Origin of the sequence: Devosia sp., assembly GCF_028290435.1 — a bacterium.
Lineage (GTDB): Bacteria > Pseudomonadota > Alphaproteobacteria > Rhizobiales > Devosiaceae > Devosia.
Window position 1 is genome coordinate 1 of record NZ_JAQGJV010000043.1, and the last position, 19,521, is coordinate 19,521.

Below are 19,521 nucleotides of genomic sequence, written 5' to 3' on the forward strand. Positions count from 1 at the left end.
ATCTTGACGATGAGCTGGTTACGATGGCCGACCCAAACCGGATAGGGCTTTATTGCAGTGATCTTCATGGCGCTTGCCTCACCAGCTCGTCATCGAGCCGTCTTGCAGGCGAGCAACCGGCAAATAGGCCTGCTGGTACGGGTGTTTGGCGGCCAGGTCCTCATCGATATCGACGCCGTGACCGATGACTTCACCGGGCTGCAGATAGCCGCGATCATAGCTCCAGGCGCATTTGAACACGTCATGCATCAACTCGGTGTAGCCGGAATATTCCTGGATACCGAAGTTCGGAATAGCGACGTCGACATGGATATTGCACCCCATGGCGATGGGAGACACGTCCTGCGGACCGTGGCAGGCCGAGCGCACATGATAGATGGCGGCCAGATCGAAAATCTTCTTGAGCCCGGTGACGCCGCCGGCATGCACTGAGGTGACGCGGGCATAGTCGATCAACTGCTCGGTGATCAGCGTGTGGGTGTCGTAGATCGAGTTGAACACCTCGCCCACCGCCAGTGGCGTCGTGGTGTGCTGGCGAATGATGCGGAAGCCTTCCTGAAGCTCGGCGGGAATGGCATCCTCAAGCCAGAACAGGCGGAATGGCTCGAGATCCTTGCCCAGCCGCGCTGCCTCGATGGGCGTCAGGCGGTGATGCACGTCATGCAGCAGGTGGACGTCCCAGCCCACCGCGTCGCGGACCTTCTCGAACAGCTTTGGCACCAGCGGCAGGTATTTGTGGGTGGCCCAGACTTCCTCGTGCGGCACCACGCGCTTATTCAGTAGCGCATCCTGATCGGTCGAGTCGCCGGTGCCGTAGATCGGCGGCAGGCCGGGAATGGCGACCTGCGCGCGAATTGCGTCCAGCCCCTGCTCGCGCAGCGCCACGACACCTTCGGCAACCTCGGAAATATCGAGGCCGCCAACGTGCTTATAGACCATCACCTTGTCGCGCGATCGGCCGCCCAAGAGCTGGTAGAGCGGCATATTGGCGGCCTTGGCCTTGATATCCCACAGCGCCATGTCGATCGCCCCGATCGCCGCCATGGTGATCGGCCCGCGCCGCCAATAGGCGCCCTTGTAGAGGTACTGCCAGATATCCTCGGTGCGCAGCGGGTCCATGCCGATCAGCGTGGGCGCGACATGGTCCTCAAGATAAGAGGCGACCGACAGTTCGCGGCCGTTCACAGTGCCGTCGCCGACGCCATAAAGCCCCTCGTCCGTAATAATCTTGACCGTAACGAAATTGCGCCCCGGGGAGCAGACGATGACTTTGATGTCTTTGATCTTCATGGCGGCGTCCTTGTGGTCTCTTCAGCGGACCGTGGGATGGAAAGCGATGGCGGTGGGCGAGCCGGTCTGGATTGGCGCGCCGAGCGGGACGAGAGCTCCAGTGTCGGGCTGGTAGCGGAACAGATTGATGCAGTCGCTCTCCTGATTGGCGACGGCGAGCACCTGCCCGGTCGGATCGAAAGCGAAGTCGCGCGGAATGCGACCGCCAGTCGGCGTCGTGCCGATGAAGCTGGCGATGCCGGTGGTCTGATCGATACTGAAACCGGCAACGCTGTCGTGAACGCGATTGCCCACATAGATGTGTTTACCGCCAGCGGCGATGCCCACTGCCGAACCGGACGTGCCGGGATGGCCGCCCGGCGGCAGGGTCGATGCGCTCGCCAGCACGGTGAAGGTGCCGTTAGCAGCGTCGAAGGTCAGGCTCGCCAAGGTGCAGGTCATTTCGTTGACCAGATAGGCATAGGGCAGCGTCGGGTGGAACACGAAGTGGCGCGGGCCCGAGCCCGGCGGCAACACGGTTTCGCCATGCGGCGTCAGTGCCCCGGTCTGGTTGTCGAAGCGGTACACCACCAGTTTGTCGACCCCCAGATCGGCCACCACGACGAACTTGTTGTCCGCGGTCCAGCGGATGCAATGGGCATGAGGACGATCCTGCCGCCCGGCATCGGGGCCCACGCCGGTATGGGTCGTTTCTGAAACCAACGATCCGAGCGTGCCATCTGCCGCGCGCGGATAAATGGCGACGGATTTGTTCGGCTTGGCGCTGATCGGCAGGCCGCCATAGTTGGCGATGCCGACGAAAGCGCCGGAATTATCGTGGCTGAAATGAGCCGTGTAGTCGCCGCGTGTCGGCTGCTTGGAGAGATATTCCAGCGCGCCGGTGGTGGGATCGATCGCGTAGCCAGTGATCAGCCCTTCGTTCCAACCGCCGACTTCGCTGACCGCGGCGAGCGATTTTCCGTCCTTGGCGACCTCGACAAACGTTGGATTATCGATGCCCTGAGTCACTCCAAGCGGCTCGGCCACCCCGGTATCGAGATCGAGCCGGAAGGCGGCGATGCCTTTGGCGGCGGGGTTGGCGACATAGCCGATGCCGCGATTGACGCCGCCGACATAGAACAGGACAGAGGGCATACGAACTCCAGATATTCATGATTGAGCGGCCCGCGCTGATGCGCGGACCGCTGCTACTCTAGGCGGCCTTGAGGAATTCGGCCATGCGCACGAGGCCCTGCATATAGCCGATGGCGTGCGAGCGGCCGCGATGGTTCCAATCGCTGTCACCATTCATTTTCGGCACGTGGTCATCGAGCAGAAAACCGTCGAAACCGAGCTTGGCCAGCTGGACGATGACCTCGGCGGGGTCAAAATTGCCGTCGCCAATGAAGCATTCGGTGAAATTGGGCACGGAGCCCTGCACGTCGCGGAAATGGATGTAGGAAATCCGGCCTTTGGGGGCGAAGAAATCGATCATCTCGGTGACGTTGGCCTTGCCGCCCGGCATTTCCGAGCAGCAACCCAGGCACAGGTCGAGCGTCCAGGCTTCGGAACGGCCGACCAGGTCATAGGCCTTCTTGAAGTTCTCGGGCTTGTAGAACAGCCGTGCCACGCCGCCGAGCATCGGCACCGGGGGATCGTCCGGGTGCAGGGCCAGCTTGAGGCCTTCCTGCTCGGCGACCGGCAGCACCGCGTTCATAAAATAGGTATAGTTGGACCACATCTGGTCCTCCGTGATCACCGGGCCATCCTTGCCGAACAGCGGCATGGAGGAGGCGCGGCCCAGCGTCGTCGGCATGAAAGAGCGGAGCGTATCGAGGTTGCCTTCATTGGCTTCCACCACCGCCATGTCGAACTGGCGCGCGGTTGCCCCGCCGCGCGTCTTGCCGGAGCGGTCGGTGGTCCAGACCGAGTTGGGCATGAAGTGCAGCCCGAGCACCGGAATGCCGGCGCGCGCCACGGCACGAATGGTGGCCTGATAGTTCTCGATCTGCTCGTCGCGTCCGTCCAGCCCCATCATCGCCTTGTGGTAGAAATGGGTGGGAACATTCTCGATGGCCTCGAACTTGAGGCCGGCGGCTTCGACCTGATCGACCAGCGCCCGCACGTCGCTCTGTTCCCAGCGGGTGTCGCCCGGCAGGGTGGGATTGTTCATCTGCAGGCCGCTCGCGCCAATCTGGGCGGCAAAGCGCAGGCGCTCCTCGCTCAACTCGTGAAATTGCCCCACTGCAACTCTGATCGCCATATCCGTCTGTCCCTTAGTCCTAAAAAATCAGCCCTTGACCGAGCCGTCGGCCAGCCCGGCCACCATGAAACGTTGCGCCACGAAGTAGAGGATCATCAGCGGCAGCGACGAGATGACCGCGCCGGCCATCAGCGGCCCCCAGGGCAGCACGTCGCTGGTGATGAGGTAATTGAGCGCCAATGGCGCGGTGCGCTGGCTCTCCGAGGTGATCAGCACCAGGGCCAGCAGCAGCTCGTTCCACGCCCCCGTGAAGGTGAAGATCGCCACCGCCGCGATACCGGGCGCGGAGAGCGGCAGCACGATGCGGAACAGCACGCCGATACGGCTCAGCCCGTCGATCAGTCCCTGCTCCTCGACCTCGCGCGGCACGCCCTTGAAATAGCCCTGCAGCAGCCACGTCGACAGCGGCAGCGAGAAAGTCAGGTAGACCATGATCAGTCCGAACAGCGAATTGCCGAGGCGCAATTGCGCCATGATGATCGACAGCGGAATGAACAGCAGTGAGCCGGGCGTCAGATAAGCGAACAGGATCAACCGGCCGACAAAGCCGCGGAACCGATAGCGAAACCGCACCATGGAATAGGCCGCGAAGGACGAGATAATCACCGAGATGATGGTGACGGTGAAGGACACGATCAGGCTGTTGCGGATGGCGATCAGGAACTGGCCGTCGCTGAGGATTTTCTCGTAATTGTCGAGCGTGAAGGTCTTGGGCCACAGCGACGGCACCCGGTAGATTTCACGCGGCAGCTTCAGCGAAGTGATGATCATCCAATAGATCGGGAACAGCACCAGCAGCACGGCGATGACGAGCGCCGCATAGCTCAGTAAGCGGCCGATCAGGAAGCGGCGGCGGAGACGCTGGCCGGCCTTGCTCTTAGCGAGCGGGATAGTGGCGGTGAGTGTGGTCATCAATCTTCGTCCCGCATCATGAGCGAGGTGGCGAAGATGACGAGGATCGCCAGGATCGGCAGCATGGCGACGGAAACCGCCGCCGCCTCCCCTACCCGCTGGGTCTGCATGCCGAAATAGGCCAGCACCGGGAACACCATGGTGGCGTCGGACGGCCCGCCTGCGGTCAACAGCCAGACATGTTCGAAGCCATTGGCGGTCCAGATCGAGGACAGCAGCGTCGTGACGATCACCACCTGGCGGATGCCGGGGACGGTCACGACCCAGAACCGCCGCCAGGCATTGGCGCCATCGATATGGGCGGCCTCATACAGATCCTTGGGCACGGACTGCAGCGCCGCCAGGATCGAGATGAACCAGAATGGAAAACCGCGCCACACCGAAGCGGCAATAACCGAGCCCATTGCGGTCTGGCGCTGGCCGAGCCAGTCGACCACGTGGGGATAAATGCCGGTGCCGGTCAGCACCAGGTTAATGCCGCCGCCGATCGGCTGATACAGCACCCGCCAGGTCAGGAAAGCGACAAAAGCCGGCATGGCCCAGGGCAGCATAAGGAAAGAGCGGAAAATGCCGCGGCCGGGAATGGCCTGATGCACCAGCAAAGCCAGGCCCAGGCCGATCAGCAGCTTGAGCCCGTCCGAGACGAGGACGATAATCACCGTGTTCCAGATCGCCGCGGTGAACGTCGCGGATTTCGAGAGATAGACGAAATTGGCAAAGCCGATGAACTTGCCGACGCTGCCCACCACCTGATCGGTGAACGACACGTAGATGGCGAAGAAAAACGGATAGGCGACCAGCCCGATGATCAGCAGGACGACCGGCGCCACCAGCGCATAGGCGAACAGCTTGGCACGCACGCCGGTCGGCAGGCGCCGCCGGCGTGATGGTCTGGTTGATGGGTCTACGGCTAACGACATGGTCTATCCCGGAAGGGAGCCCCGGACGGCCAAGCCGCCCGAGGTCGATAAAATCTGACGGGTCAGTACTTGTCGTAGATGATCTGGCCCTGGGTCTGGGCTTCGTCCATCGCCTTGTCGAAATCCCAGCCGTCGACGACGACGCGCTGGCACATTTTTGGGATGATGAAGTTGGACGACAGATCGGCCCAGGCAGCGTTGTAGACATCGGGATAGGCCGGGGCCGTTCCCGCCTTGGCCAGATTGAGCAGGCCTGCGAGGATCGGGTTGGTGCCATCGAAGGCACTCAACTTTTCCTGGCTTTTCAGCACCGGGCCATAGATCGCCACGTTGAAATAGGCGTTCATGAATTCCGGCTGCGCCAGGTGTTCCAGCAGTGCCTTGGCCTCGTCCTGCGCGCCACTATTCTTGGTGATCGCGCGGGTTTGCGGGGTGATTGGCGAGATGGTGCCCTTGGGTCCGGCGGGGAGCGGCGAGAAGGCGCTGCCGTCGTAGAGCTCCGGATCGTCATTCTTGGCGGCGATGCCGACCGAGCCGGTATTGGCGATGAAAGCGGCCTGCCCGGACAAATAGGCCTGGTTGTCGCCGGCGCCGTCCCAGGTGGTGTTGCCGGGCGGGAAAATGCCCTTGTCCCAGGCGTCCTTGAGCCAAGTCAGGTAAGTGCGGGTTTCCGCGGACTTGATGGTAACCTTCTTGCCCGCGTCATCGGCAATGCGCCCACCATAGGACTGCAGCACGTTGACCTGCACATTGGCGTCGCCAACGTTGGACAGCGCCAGCCCAAGCCCCGAAACCGGGGATTTATTGACCGCGACAGCCTGCGCCACCAGCTCGTCCCAAGTCTTGGGCGCCTCGGTGAAGCCTGCCGGCTCCAGCAGGTCCTTGCGGCGTAGCAACAGGTTGCCGTTGACGCCAAACGGTATGCCGGTTCGGCCGCCAGCATCCTTGGTGGTGTCGGTCGCCTTGTCGGTCCCTTCGAACCAGCCGCCCTGCGCGTCGCCGATTTTCTTGTAGAGATCGTCCAGCGTGATGAACTGATCCTGGCGCGACAGCAGCAGCAGGAGGTCTAGGCCGAGATCGAGCGCATCGGGCATGGTGTTGGACGACACCGCCGCCGAGACCTTCTGCACGGTCTCGTTCTGGTTGATCATCACCACTTCGGTGGCGACGCCATTGGCGGCGCCCCAGGCGTTGATGGTGTCGGTCAACAGCTTGTTGGCTTCGTCCGAGAAAATCAGGCCGCCCCAATAGGTCAGCTTCTTGCTCTGCGCGATGGCCGGCATCGGAAAGCTGCCCGCGGCGGCGATGGCGAGGCTGCTGGCGGCAGTGCCGAGCACCCGGCGGCGCGTCCATCCACGCGCAGCACTATTAGGCTTGTCGTCCATGAAATCTTCCTCCCACCCGGCTGGCGCCTTTGCGGCTGCTCAGCAAGACCATCCAGAAGCTGTCGCTGCGGCGGCAGGCGACCATCCGGCGATGACTGCGACCCTCCTCCGGGCCCGACGCGCCCACTTTAAATATATTTAAACGCGTCTAGAAAATGTTAGAGCCGCGTCGTAAGAACTGTCAACGGCTTATCGCCGCAGAATTACCGATAATCTTGATTGGGGACATGCATTGGGTCAGGGGATCGACAATCCCGGTTATCTGGCGTTCGTCGAAGCGCTGGTCGACGGCAGGCTCAAGCTTGGCCAAACCCTCAAGCAGGAGGAATTCTGCGATATCCTGGGCATTTCGCTATCGCCGTTCCGCGAGACCACGACCTTGCTCGAAGCCGAAGGCCTTGTCACCGTGCGCCGGCGCATCGGCCTCACCATCTTTTATCCGGACGTCAAATTCGTCGGCAACACCTTCCAGCTCCGGGGCATCCTTGAGCGCGAGGGCCTGTCCAAATTCGCCCGCTCGGTCGGCAAGTCATGGCTGACCAAGACGCGCGCCGACCATGACGCGATCATGGAGTTTGTGGAAACGGTCGCCGATCCGGCGGTCTATCGCGAGCCGGTCCGGCAACTGGAATGGGCGTTTCACAACAGCTTCATCGCCGCCTTCGAAAATCAGCAGATCAGGGTGATCTACGAGCGGCTGCACCAGAAAATGTACCTGATACGGCTGGTCAATCCTGAATCCGTAGACCCCGCCAACACCATCAAGTCGATGCGCGAACATGTCGCCGTCATCGAGGCCCTGGAGCGACGCGATGCCCAGGGCGCCGTCGACGCGCTGGACAACCATCTGCGCGGCGTCCTCCACCGCACCCTCACCACGTGAAGATACGGCGGCGCTCGGCGCCGGTTCGATCCAATCGGGCAGGCGGGCGATAGATAGGCTATTCCGCCGCGAGGGCCGGCACCGATGCGGACGGCGACTGAGGCAGTATGGCCTGAACCGCCGCGGCTTCGGCCTCAAGCCAGTCGCGGAACAGTTCGACACGCCGGAGCCCGCTTTTGTGCGGACTGGTGGCGAAGAAGTACGAAAATTCGACAGCCTGCGGCGCGCCAAACGGGCTGACCAACCGGCCGGACGCTAGGTCGGCCTCCGCCAGGCGCAGCTTGCCCAGGCCAATGCCCTGCCCGGCTAGGGCGGCGTCCAACACCAGCGACGACTGGTTGACCCTTATGCCGCTATCGCCGATGCGCGTGGAGGCGCCGGCTGACCGCAGCCAGTTTTTCCAGTCCGGGCAGGACGCATCGCGCTCGGGGCCATCCTCGTGCAACAGCGGCACGCCGAGCAAAGCATCGGGGCCGCGATAGAGTCCATGGCGTTCGGCGAAGTCCGGACTGCAAACCGGCAATACCGCTTCGGAAAACAGGCGCGAGGCCACGAGGCCCGGATAGGCCCCCTGCCCGTATCGAATGACGCAGTCGGTGTCTTCACCCGCGACATCGGCCAGCCGCGTCGAAGCGTCGAGCAGTACTTCAAGATCGGGCACGCTATCTCGCAGCGCGGCCAGACGCGGCACCAGCCACTTGCTGGCGAAGGACGGGGCGACCGAAATTCGGATCGGGGCGGCATCGGTATTGCCGGCCAGCCGTGCCATCGTTTCCAAGACCGTATCGAAAGCCTCGGTGAGGCCGGGCATCAGCGCCTGCCCGGCATCGGTCAATTGCAACTGTCCTCGATTGCGCAGGAACAGGGCATGGCCGAGATGATCCTCAAGCTGCCGGATCTGCTGGCCGATCGCCGCCGAGGTGACATGCAGCTCGTCGGCGGCGCGGATGAAGCTGAGATGGCGCGCGGTGGCCACGAACGCGCGCAACGACGTTAACGGTGGCAAACGTGCCAGCGTGGGCTGCTGCATGGTCCGGGCGCGAAGCTGTGTGTTCATGCCACCATAGCACCACAGCAGGGCCCAGCCGGGCCAGAGCGCCTGTTGCGAAAGGGCGTGACGCGCGACAAATTGCTTGCGCCGCCAGCGGCCGCGGAAGAACCGAAATCTAAGAAAACGTAATGTCTATAATTCTAGTAGATAATAGCTCCCGAAGCGCATGAGGATTCCCTGGCGCGCGAGCGCGCCGGACCGGTTCCATAGACCCATAGTGCAGCTATTGTCGGCGGCAGCCTCAGCGCCCTCAAGTCTTGCGAGTTGAGGAAAGTCCCTGCATCTCGCCAACTGGTTTGTCGTTGCCTGCGGCATTGCGCAATCATTTCACGATTTTCATAGCGCAAGCGAAACGATCGTTGCGCCGAAAGCCCGCCTTCCCGGTCGAGGCAGAAAATCATTCTTCCGAAATCGGCTTGCGGGCTGGATGTTCAGACCCTGGGGCGTGCCGCGCCTGAACAACCAAGGAGATTTCCCATGGCCGATCGTTCGATCAGCAAGCAGACCCTTATCGACTGGCTCGGCGACGGCGCCGAACTGGCCGTGCTCGATATTCGCCCCGCGGAGGCCGTCGGCTATGCATCGCCGCTGTTCGCCACCAATCTGCCGGCGGACAGGCTCGATGCCGAGCTTGACCGCTTCGTGCCGCGCCGGGTGGTCCGCACCGTCCTGGTCGATGACGGCACCGGCGCAGCGCAAGCCGCTGTCACGCGCCTCACGACGGCTGGCTGGACCAATATCCATGCGCTCGAGGGCGGCATTCCGGCCTGGATCGAGGGCGGCGTCGAGACGCTGCCGACGTTCGACATTGCCGGCGTCCCCTTCGTCACCAAGGTGCGCGATGAAAAAGGCACGCCCGTTGTCAGCGCCACCGAGTTGCAGGCACTGCGCGACAAGGGCGAGGACGTGATCGTGCTCGATAGCCGCACGCTTCCCGAATACAGCAAGGAACACGTCCCCGGCGCGGTGAGCGTACCGGGCGCCGAGCTACTGCTGCGCTTCAAGGATTTGGTCCCGTCGCCGACCACCAAGGTGCTGGTCTCCTGCGCCGGCCTGCCCCGTGCAATCCTCGGTGCGCAGACACTGATCGATGCCGGTGTGCCCAATTTCGTCGCCTATCTCGACGATGGCACCAAGGGCTGGACCAATGCCGGCTTGACCCTCGAAACCGGCCGGACCGCCGCCTATGGCGAGGCCAGCGACGACGCCAAGCGCTTCGCGGCCGACCATATCGAGACCCTGTCCAAGGACGACAGCCTGACCTTCATCGACCGCGCCACCGCCGATAGCTGGGTGGGCAATACGAACCGGACCACCTATTTCCTCGACGTCCGCACGCCTGAGGAATTCGCTGCCGAGCATCTGCCACGCTCCATCTCCTCGGAAGGCGGACAGCTGCTGGGCGTGGCCTATCGCACCATCGCGGTGCGCGGCTCGCGCGTCATCCTGGTCGATGACCTGCTCGGCGTCCGCGCCAAAACCGTGGCGCATTGGCTGCGCCGCCGTGGCTACGAGATTGCCATCCTGCTGCACGATTTCGCCGACGTGCGTCTCAGCGCCGTCGCCTGACCATTTCGCCGGCCGCTGCGGCGGCCGGCCATCCCCAGCGTCACCTTTTGTCGGAGACTATCCATGTCCACCCTTTGGACGCCCAATCGGCGCCATTTCCTCGGCCTGTCCGCCGCTGCGCTCAGCGCCGCCGTATTGGCACGTCCGGCCTTGGCGCAGTCGCCGCAACGTGGCGGCACCCTCGTGCTGCTAGAAACCAGTGAGCCGCCGACCCTGACCGGCATTGTGCATACCGGCGTCACCGATTTCACCGGCAAGCACACCGAAGGCCTGCTGACCTACGATTTCGACCTCAATCCCCTCCCCCTGCTAGCCACCAGTTGGGACGTTGCGCCCGATGGGCTGACCTACACGTTCGGTCTGCGCCCCAACGTCAAATGGCATGACGGCCAACCCTTCACCTCCGCCGACGTGGCCTTCACGCTGGCTGCGATCAAGGAAGGCCATCCGCGCGGCCGGGTCACCTTCGCCACGGTCAACGATATCCAGACCCCGGACGAGCTGACGGTGGTGCTGAAGCTCTCCAATCCCGCCCCCTATTTGCTGACGGCGCTGGGATCGTCGGAAACGCCTATCGTGCCCCGCCATCTCTACGAGGGCACCGATGTCGCCCAGAACCCCGCACAATAGCGCGCCGGTCGGCACCGGGCCCTTCGTCTTCAAGGAATGGGTGCGCGGCAGCCACGTGGAGTTCGTGCGCAACGAAAACTATTGGGATGCCCCAAGGCCTTATCTGGATCGGCTGATTATCCGATTCATCGCCGACGCATCCGCGCGCTCCATTGCGCTGGAGACCGGCGAGGCCCATGTCGGCCCGAGCACACCCATTCCCCTCAGCGATCTGGCGCGCTTTGAAACCCTGCCCAATATCGGCATTGAACGGCGCGGCTATGGCTACAAGAACAACCTCTCCCGCATTGAATTCAACTTCGAGCACCCGTTCTTCAAGGATGTCCGCGTCCGCAAAGCCTTCGCCCACACCATCGACAAATCGGTGATCCACAAGACCGTCAATTTCGGCTACGGCTCGATCATCGAAGGCCCGATTGTGCCCAGCCTGGCCAAATTCTACGTCCCCGACCTGCCGGCCTACGCGATCGATACCGCCAAGGCCGAAGCTCTGCTCGACGAGGCAGGTTTTCCGCGCGGGTCCGATGGTATTCGCCAGCGCCTGACGCTCGATCCGCTCGGCGGCCAGGACCTCTACAAGCGCGGCGGCGAGTACATCAAGCAGGCCTTGGCCGGTGTTGGCGTGGAGGTCTCGCTTCGCTCGCAGGATTTCCCCACCTACATCAAGCGCGTCTATACCGACCGCGACTTCGATTTCACCTATCACGGCATGAGCAACCTGTTCGATCCGACGGTGGGCGTGCAGCGGCTCTACTGGAGCAAGAACTTCAAGCCCGGCATCCCGTTCACCAACGGCTCCGGCTACAGCAGCCCGGTCGTGGACAAGTTGCTCGAAGCGGCTGCCATCGAGGTCAATCCGGAGTTGCGCTTCCAGCAATTCGCCGATTTCCAGCGCCAGATCCACGACGACCTCCCCGACATCAACGTGGTCAGCTCGCCCGATCTGACGCTCTACGACAAGCGCGTGGCCGACCATACCGTCGGTGCCGAAGGCCTCGCCGGCAGTCTCGCCTACGCCCATTTCATCGCCTGACGACAGCATCGGGGATCATTTCATGACCAATATCACCCAGGCCTGGGGCGCCGGCCCCTCCGCTCGCTTCGACACGATCGCAGCGCCATTCCGGCCCATCTTCGCACGCATCCGCGAACGCGCGGTGACCCGCGATATCGACCGCATCCTGCTGCATGACGAAGTACGCTGGCTCAAGGAGGCTGGCTTTTCGACCCTGCGCCTGCCGGTCGAGAATGGCGGGCTGGGCCTGACGCTGCCGGAGCAATTCGGCCTGCTGATCGAGCTATCCGAGGCCGATCCCAATCTCACCAATGCCTATCGCAGCCATTTCGGCTTCACCGAGGACGTGCTGAACGCGCCCGTCAGCCCGTGGCGCAATGCCTGGCTCAAGCGGCTGGGCGATCGCGAAACCATCGGCAGCGGCTTTTCCGAGCTGGGCGATGGCAAGATCGGCACCTACTCCACGCGCTTGGTCCGGCATGGGGATGGCTGGCTGCTCAACGGCGAGAAATACTACACCACCGGCTCGCTCTACGCCGACTGGATCACCCTGGCCGGTGCCGACGGCGAGGGCAATCCGCTCGGCGCACTGGTGCCGACCGGGGCGCCCGGCGTCGAAATCCTCGATGACTGGGACGGCTTCGGCCAGGCGCTGAGCGCCAGCGGCACCGCGCGGTTCAAGGACGTCGCCATCAGCGACGACCTGCTCAAGCCGGCTGCGGCGCGCTTCAGCTATTCTGGCGGCTTCTTCCAGCTCGTGCATCTGGCGACGCTGGCGGGCGTCGGTCGCGCCGCTGCCGGCGACCTGTCGCGACACGTCGCCAAACGCAAGCGCGTCTATGGCCGCGGCAATGCCTCGCGCACCGCCCAGGACCCACAAGTGCTCCAGGTCGTCGGCAAGGTGCGCGGCGCGGCCTATGCGTCGGGGGCCATCGCGCTCAAGGCGGCTGAGGCCCTGCAACGATCCTTCGAAGCCAATCGCGACAACGATACTGCAAGCAAGGCCGAGGCCGACCGCAATGCCGACCTCGAAGTCAGCCAGGCCGTGACGGTAATCACCAGCCTGATCCTCGACGCCAGCACCATCCTGTTCGACGCGCTGGGCGCCTCGGCCGCCAAACGCAGCCACGCGCTGGACCGCCACTGGCGCAATGCCCGCACCATCGCCTCGCACAATCCCCGCATCTACCACGACCGCATCGTCGGCGATTTCGCAGTCAACGGCACGACCCCCGCCCCGCATGGCGGCATCGACGTCGCGGCGGTGACGGAGGAAAAGACGCCGGCTTGATCCCAGGGAGGTCCGCATTGCGGGCCTCCTTACTTACGTGTTTCAGGTGCGGCCAGTGGCCACCTGCTGCCTGCCATGAAAACCGACGGCAAACTCATTGCTGGCCCCGGCATGCGCGTGCTGTCCGCCCTGCCGCAGGCCCAGCGCCGGAAACAGCAACTCGGCCACGCGATAAGCTTCTTCCAGATGCGGATAGCCCGAACCGATGATGAGCTCGATGCCGGCCTCTTGGTATTCACGCAGGCGCTCGGCGATCTGCTCCGGCGTGCCGACCAGAGCCGTGCCGGCCCCATTGCGCACCAGGCCAACGCCGGCCCACAGATTGGGCGCAACAACCAGCCGGTCGCGTCGGCCGCCATGCAGCTCGGCCATGCGCCGCTGGCCCACCGAATCCATCTGCTGGGTGAACCGCGCCTGCGCGCGCTCGATCTGCTCGTCGGAAACCTTGGAGATCAGCCGCTCAGCCTCGCCCCAGGCCTCCGCCTCTGTCTCTCGCACGATGAAGTGCAGCCGCATGCCAAAGCGCACCTTGCGCCCCCGCGCGGCGGCGCGCTCACGAACCGCCCGCACCTTCGCGGCCACGGCGGCGACCGGCTCTCCCCAGGTCAGGTACGTGTCCACCTGCTCGGCCGCGAGATCGATGCCGGCCTCAGACGAGCCGCCCAGATAGAGCGGCGGATGCGGGTTCTGCACCGTCGGGAAATCTAGCCGCCCAGCCTCGATGCGGTAATATTTGCCATCGAAGTCAACCGTCTCACCCGACAGCAGCCCGCGCCAGATGGTGAGGAATTCAGCGGCCTGCGCATAGCGCTCGTCATGAGGCGTGAAGACGCCATCGGCGGCCAGCTCGGTGGGATTGCCGCCCACCACAACGTTGATCAGCAACCGCCCATTGCTCAACCGATCCAGCGCCGCCGTCTGCCGCGCGGCGAAGCTCGGCAAGGTCACGCCGGGCCGGATGGCGACGAGGAACTTCAGCCGCTCGGTCACCGTGGCGAGGCCAGTGGCGACGATCCAGGACTCTTCACAATTCTGGCCCGTCGGCAGCAGAACGCCCTCGAAACCGAGCCGGTCGGCAGCCTGGGCGATCTGCTTGAAATAGCCGAAATCGGCAGGACGGACATTGTCCTCCGAGCCGAGATAGCGCCCATCGCCGTGGGTGGGAATGAACCAGAAAAAACGTAAGGGATGGTGGGTCATGACGGCTCTTTCAGATGGATCAGCGATGCCTGGACCAGGGGGTGAATACCCGTTCGAGCAGGCGCAGGATGGTTTCGAAGGCGATCGACAGCGCAGCGATCACCAGGATGCCGACGATCACCACATCGGTGACGAGGAATTGCGCCGCCGACTGGATCATGTAGCCAAGCCCGCGTGACGCCGCGACCAGTTCAGCCGCCACCAGCGTGGTCCAGCCCGCGCCCAGCGCGATGCGGATACCGGTGATGATCGAGGGCAACGCCCCCGGCAGCAGCACATTGGTCAGCACCTGAAAGCGGCTGGCCCCGAACGAGCGCGCGGCATTGATCTGGCTTTCGGAGGCCGAGCGAACGCCACTGGCAGTGGAAATGGCAATCGGCGCGATCATCGACAAAGCAATGACCAGAACCTTTGACGGCTCGCCAATGCCGAACCAGATGATGACCAGTGGCAGATAGGCCAGCGGCGGCAGCGGGCGCAAAAACTCGATCAGCGGATCGAGCACGCCGCGCCCCACCGGGCTGGTGGCAATCAGAATACCGGCCGGAATGGCGAACAAAGCAGCAAAGAACAGCGCCGAAAACACCCGTGCCAGGCTGGTCCCCGCATGCTGGAACAGCGTGCTGTCGACATAGCCGTTGACGATCAGCCCGATGAACGAGCGGAACACCTTTGCCGGCGGCGGCAGGAAGACCGGCGACACCCATGCATTGGTGCTAGCCAAATGCCAGAAGAGGATCACGACCAGCGTCGTCAACGTGCCCACTATCGTCGGCACCCACGGGCGCCAGTCGAAGCTCCGGCCCGCGACCGGCAATGACAGCGGATTGGTTCGATCGCCCAGCGTACTCATGAAGCCACTCGCAATTCAGTCTCGTGGATGGCGTCGATCAGACGCTCGCGGATGGCGATGAAGGCCGGATCGGACTTGATGGCGCGGGCCGCCTCGCCATCAAGGAAACGGGCGCCGAAATCGACATCAAGCGATTCAACGATCCGCCCCGGATGCGGCGCCAGCACGATGACGCGGGTAGCGACAAACAATGCTTCCTCCACGCTGTGAGTGATCAGCAGCGCGCCGGCGCGACTGGTGCGCCACGCCCGCAGCAGCAATTCCTGCATGCGCTCGCGCGTCATCGCATCGAGCGCGCCGAGCGGCTCGTCCATCAGCAGGAAGCGCGGCTCGGAGGCCAAAGCGCGGGCAATGCCGACGCGCTGGCGCATGCCACCGGACAGTGTCCAGATCGCCTTGCCGCCCTGCCCTTCCAGCCCCACTTGCGCCAGCAGCGCATCGGCCCGTTGCCGCCGCTCCTTCACGTCAAGACCGCGCAACCGCAGTGGCAGCGCAACATTGTCGCGAGCATTGAGCCAAGCGAACAGTGCATCGTCCTGAAACACCACCGCGCGTCCGGCACCGGGGCCGGCTTGCGCCACGCCGTCAATGGTAACCCGCCCGGCGCTAGGCGCGATGAACCCGGCAGCGATATTGAGCAGGCTGGTCTTGCCCGACCCCGACTGTCCGAGCACGGCGACAAACTCATTGGCGCCCACCGACAGCGTGACATTGTCCAACACGCACGGTCCGCGTTGTGCCCGCCCGCGATCGTAGCTCAGGCTGATGCCATCGAGGCGCAGTTCGCTCATCGCCAACTCCTTAAAATCAAGCTCGCCACCGGCCGGAGAACCGATGGCGAGCAGTAGCGGGACGACAGGAAGAGGACCGTCCGCTAGGTTCTTACTTCGCCGCAGCCGTGACGAATTGCGTCGTCACATAGGGCGAATAATCGTCGAGTGCGGCGGGGATCTTGCCCTGCTCGACGAGGTATTTCGCGGTTGCGGCAATCGCTTCCGTGGTCGCGCCGCCCAGGAATGCCGGGCTGGCCTGTTCGGCGAGGGACGGGAACACATAGCCCTTGAGCAGCAGCGGCACGTCTTCCTGCTTGGCGCCCGTCAGATCCGCGATCTTCTTGGCTTCAGGCGAGGTGGCGTTCCAGGCATCGGGCTTGCCGAGATAGGCGGCGTAAGCGTCGGCGGTCGTCTTGACGAAGGCCTGCACCACGTCTGGATTGGCTTCGGCGAAATCCTTGCGCACGATCCAGGCGTCAAATGTCGGGCCGCCCCAACCGGCTACGTCAGCCGAGTCAGCCAGCACTTTGCCGCCAGTCGACTTGATCTGGGTCAGCACGGGATCCCACACATAAGCGCCATCGATATCGCCGCGCTCCCAGGCAGCGGCAATTTCAGGCGGCCGCAGATTGAGGATTTCCAGCGATGCCGGATCGACGCCCCAATGCTTGAGGGCTGTGAGAAGGCTGTAATGAGCGGTCGAGACGAAGGGGGTGGCGATCTTCTTGCCGACCAGGCCTTCGGGGGTATCCACGCCCTTGACGGCCAGCGCTTCGGCTTCGGCAATATTGCCAACCACGAAAATGGTTTCGATCGGCAGTTCCTGGCTGGCCGCGACGGTCAGCGGCGAGGAGCCGACATAACCGATGTCGATCGAACCGGACGCCACGGCGGCGATCACGTCGGCACCGCCTTCGAAGCGGCTCCAAGTGATGTTGGCGCCAGTGGCTTTCTCATAGGCGCCATCGGCCTGCGGCACGCGGCTGGGCTCAACGATCGGCTGCCAGCCGATATGCAGATCGACCGCGAAAGCGGCAGTCGAGCCGACGGTGCCGAGCATCAGCAGCGCGGCAGCAGCGGAAAATAGGGAACGGCGATTGAGCGTCATTTCGGGCGGTCCTGTCGTCGATGGTTGCCGGCCTTTAAGCCAGGCCGCGTCGTGGTCATCACGAGCCTGTCAGATATTATTCTTACTCTATCAATATAGTCGAGTTATCCGCGGTGCGAAGATTCCGCATGCGTGAAAACAAACGCAGCCCGAATACGAGACGCGACGAAATTTAATACTAGTGCGGCCCAATCGGCAGTGCGCCGCGCGGTTACGTCCGCAACAGCGGCAGCAGTTGATCGCCCTGCCGCTTGATCTCGGCCAGATAGGGCGTGTCGGAGAGCACGAACTGGGTAATGCCCAAGTCCTCATACTTGCGCAGCGACCGGGCCACATCTTCGGCCGAGCCAACCAGCCAGGTGGTGCCGGCGCCACCGCCACCGAACTTGCCCGGCGCGGTATAAAGATTGTCGTCTAGCACATCGCCTTGCTTGTGCAGATCGAGCAGGCGCTGCTGCCCCACCGCGACCGCCCGCGTGTGATCGCCCCAACGTGCGCCCTGCCCTTTGGCCATCTCGGCGACTTTCGCCTCGGCATCGGCCCAGGCCTCTTCGGTGGTATCGCGGACCAGCGTGGTGATCCGCAGTCCGAATTGCAGCGGCGGCAGGTCGCGATCCAAAGTCGCGCTCAGCGCCTTGAGACGCTCGATCCGCTCGCGGACGCCCTCCAGTGGCTCTCCCCAGAACAGTTGGATATCGGCTTCGGTGGCCGACACCTGCTCGGCCGCATCCGACGCGCCGCCAAAGTAAAGCTTGGGATGAAGACGATCGCCACGCGCCTCAATGCGCGGCGCCACGGTCGAGTCGGTGACCCCAAAATGCTCGCCCGCAAAGGTCACGTTGTCCTCGGTCCACAGCCGGCGAACCAGCCGCATGAACTCTTTCGTGCGCGCGTAGCGATTGGCCTGATCGCCCTCGCTGTCGCCATAGGCGGCCAGATTATCCTGGCCCGAAACGATATTGATGCGCAGCCGACCGCCCGTCAGATGGTCCAATGTCGCCGCAGCGGACGCGAACTGCGCCGGACGCCAATAGCCCGGCCGGATCGCCACCAGCGGCTCAAATGTCGTCGTGCGCGCCGCCAGCGCCGCCGCGACAGTGAATGTGTCGGGCCGGCCCCAACCCGTTCCGATCAGCGCACCCTTCCAGCCATGATCTTCCAGCGCCTTGGCCTGGCTGGTCAGCGTATCGAGACTGTTGTGGTTCTCGCTGGGGGCGTCGCCCCGATGGCCCGGCTTGGTGTCATTGGGGATGTACCAGAGGAATTCTGAATTGGCGCTCATGCGATGAACTGCAGCTCTCGTTGAGTTAGGCCTCGGCGAGCCTGGGGCCTATTGATGACCGGCCGAGCCGCCGAGCGCATTCTAACCAAGAACGCGTAGCCGGTCCGGTCATTTTGGGTCGCATATTCACGAAGCTTAGCTTCCCCCGGATACCTGACTGCTGGCAAACCGGCGCGGTGGCGCGAAGAGCAGCCCCGATTGGCGCACCAGTTCCAGCTCCAGCCCGTCCTGTGCCACGGTGGCCTCAATGATGGAGAAAACGCCCGACACCGCGTCGGCCAAAGCATCCGGCGTCGCTCTGCCCTTGAGCGTCGCCGCCACGAAGAGCGCGGTCAGCAAGTCACCCGTCCCCGATGCTTTTGTCACCAGCGCCGGCGTTGCCACCCGCCATGCCGCCGATTGATCCACCGCGATCGTCTCGATGCTCTGCGGCGCAGCCGGGCTGCCCGTCACCAGCACGATGGACTTGCCCAGACTGCGCGCCGCCGCAACCAGCGCGCTGGTATCAGGGCTTGCGCGACCGACCAACGCATCGAATTCGAACCGGTTGGGCGTCATTATGTCGGCGAGTGGCACAAGGCGGCCGATAATGGCCTCGCGCACTTCCGGTTTGACATAAAAGCCCGGTCCGAAATCGCCCATTACCGGATCGCAGACATAGAGCAGGTCCGGATTGCGGGCCTTGGCGCGCGTCACGAAATCCACCACCACCGCCGCGATCTCCGGCGAGCCGATATAGCCCGTCACCAACACGCGCGTGCTGTCCAACAGTCCGCGATCCTCCAGCCCCGCCAGCAGGTCGGCGACCAGGCCCGCATCCATGACCCGGCCCTTGACGCTGGGATAGGCCGGGTGATTGCTGAGCAGTACGGTGGGCACCGCCGCCACTTCGAACCCGGCCAGTTGCAGCGGAAACACCGCCGCGCTGTTGCCGACATGGCCATGGATGACCTGGGACTGAATGGAGATTACGCTCATATTGGGCCGATCGGAATATGTGTTGTGTTGAGAACCTGGGCCGGTTCGGCAGAATTTTCTAGCCCACGCGGCATCGCCTAGAATGCCATCTCTGGCGTAACCCTACCCAAGGACTAGAGTAAGAGTTAATTCCTCAGCC

General features: G+C 63.6%; 16 protein-coding genes and 1 pseudogene. 4 read left to right on the top strand and 13 right to left on the bottom strand.

Annotation, left to right across the window (positions count from 1 at the left end; translation table 11 throughout):
• Positions 1–78 precede the first annotated feature (78 nt).
• From manD to JWP26_RS10995, 6 genes are all read right to left on the bottom strand, one after another.
• Entirely contained in the window at positions 79–1,290 is a 1,212-nt protein-coding gene (gene manD, locus JWP26_RS10970; RefSeq protein WP_299727138.1) for a D-mannonate dehydratase ManD, read from the bottom strand.
• Between the two features lie 21 nt (positions 1,291–1,311).
• Positions 1,312–2,424 (bottom strand): lactonase family protein, encoded by a 1,113-nt coding sequence (locus JWP26_RS10975; RefSeq protein ID WP_299727141.1) that lies wholly within the window; start codon positions 2,422–2,424, stop codon positions 1,312–1,314.
• Between the two features lie 58 nt (positions 2,425–2,482).
• The gene (locus JWP26_RS10980) at positions 2,483–3,532 is read right to left on the bottom strand and encodes a mannonate dehydratase (protein WP_299727144.1); all 1,050 of its coding nucleotides are present in this window, start codon (positions 3,530–3,532) and stop codon (positions 2,483–2,485) included.
• Between the two features lie 27 nt (positions 3,533–3,559).
• Complete coding sequence (locus tag JWP26_RS10985) at positions 3,560–4,444, bottom strand: carbohydrate ABC transporter permease (RefSeq protein ID WP_299727147.1); 885 nt, start codon at positions 4,442–4,444, stop codon at positions 3,560–3,562.
• Entirely contained in the window at positions 4,444–5,364 is a 921-nt protein-coding gene (locus JWP26_RS10990) for a carbohydrate ABC transporter permease (protein WP_299727150.1), read from the bottom strand. The genes JWP26_RS10985 and JWP26_RS10990 overlap by 1 nt, the downstream gene beginning before the upstream one ends.
• Positions 5,365–5,426: 62 nt before the next feature.
• Positions 5,427–6,749, bottom strand: a complete 1,323-nt coding sequence (locus JWP26_RS10995) for an extracellular solute-binding protein (protein WP_299727153.1) — start codon at positions 6,747–6,749, stop codon at positions 5,427–5,429.
• A 232-nt stretch (positions 6,750–6,981) separates the two neighbouring features.
• On the opposite strand from JWP26_RS10995, the gene JWP26_RS11000 reads away from it, so the two are divergent.
• A complete protein-coding gene (locus JWP26_RS11000) occupies positions 6,982–7,632 on the top strand; it encodes a GntR family transcriptional regulator (RefSeq protein WP_299727156.1) in 651 nt (216 codons plus the stop codon).
• Positions 7,633–7,690: 58 nt separating this feature from the next.
• Here the strand turns inward: JWP26_RS11000 and gcvA are convergent, their stop codons facing one another.
• A complete protein-coding gene (gene gcvA, locus JWP26_RS11005) occupies positions 7,691–8,689 on the bottom strand; it encodes a transcriptional regulator GcvA (RefSeq protein WP_299727159.1) in 999 nt (332 codons plus the stop codon).
• A gap of 471 nt (positions 8,690–9,160) precedes the next feature.
• Between gcvA and JWP26_RS11010 the strand changes: the two genes are divergently transcribed.
• The 3 genes and pseudogenes from JWP26_RS11010 (at position 9,161) to JWP26_RS11020 (ending at position 13,188) form a co-directional block, all read left to right on the top strand.
• Complete coding sequence (locus JWP26_RS11010) at positions 9,161–10,252, top strand: rhodanese-like domain-containing protein (protein ID WP_299727161.1); 1,092 nt, start codon at positions 9,161–9,163, stop codon at positions 10,250–10,252.
• 63 nt (positions 10,253–10,315) lie between these two features.
• Positions 10,316–11,915, top strand: a pseudogene (locus JWP26_RS11015) (ABC transporter substrate-binding protein).
• Between the two features lie 22 nt (positions 11,916–11,937).
• Positions 11,938–13,188, top strand: a complete 1,251-nt coding sequence (locus JWP26_RS11020) for a monooxygenase (protein WP_299727163.1) — start codon at positions 11,938–11,940, stop codon at positions 13,186–13,188.
• Between the two features lie 42 nt (positions 13,189–13,230).
• Here JWP26_RS11020 and ssuD read toward each other — a convergent pair whose 3' ends face one another.
• From ssuD to pdxY, 6 genes are all read right to left on the bottom strand, one after another.
• Positions 13,231–14,388, bottom strand: a complete 1,158-nt coding sequence (ssuD, locus tag JWP26_RS11025) for an FMNH2-dependent alkanesulfonate monooxygenase (RefSeq protein ID WP_299727165.1) — start codon at positions 14,386–14,388, stop codon at positions 13,231–13,233.
• A gap of 19 nt (positions 14,389–14,407) precedes the next feature.
• On the bottom strand, positions 14,408–15,241 hold the full coding sequence (locus JWP26_RS11030) for an ABC transporter permease subunit (RefSeq protein ID WP_299727168.1): 834 nt from the start codon (positions 15,239–15,241) through the stop codon (positions 14,408–14,410).
• Positions 15,238–16,032 (bottom strand): taurine ABC transporter ATP-binding protein, encoded by a 795-nt coding sequence (locus JWP26_RS11035; protein WP_299727171.1) that lies wholly within the window; start codon positions 16,030–16,032, stop codon positions 15,238–15,240. The genes JWP26_RS11030 and JWP26_RS11035 overlap by 4 nt, the downstream gene beginning before the upstream one ends.
• 91 nt (positions 16,033–16,123) lie before the next feature.
• The gene (tauA, locus tag JWP26_RS11040; RefSeq protein ID WP_299727174.1) at positions 16,124–17,122 is read right to left on the bottom strand and encodes a taurine ABC transporter substrate-binding protein; all 999 of its coding nucleotides are present in this window, start codon (positions 17,120–17,122) and stop codon (positions 16,124–16,126) included.
• Positions 17,123–17,333: 211 nt separating this feature from the next.
• Entirely contained in the window at positions 17,334–18,404 is a 1,071-nt protein-coding gene (locus tag JWP26_RS11045; RefSeq protein ID WP_299727177.1) for an LLM class flavin-dependent oxidoreductase, read from the bottom strand.
• Positions 18,405–18,539: 135 nt separating this feature from the next.
• On the bottom strand, positions 18,540–19,382 hold the full coding sequence (gene pdxY, locus JWP26_RS11050) for a pyridoxal kinase (protein ID WP_299727180.1): 843 nt from the start codon (positions 19,380–19,382) through the stop codon (positions 18,540–18,542).
• Positions 19,383–19,521: the final 139 nt, after the last annotated feature.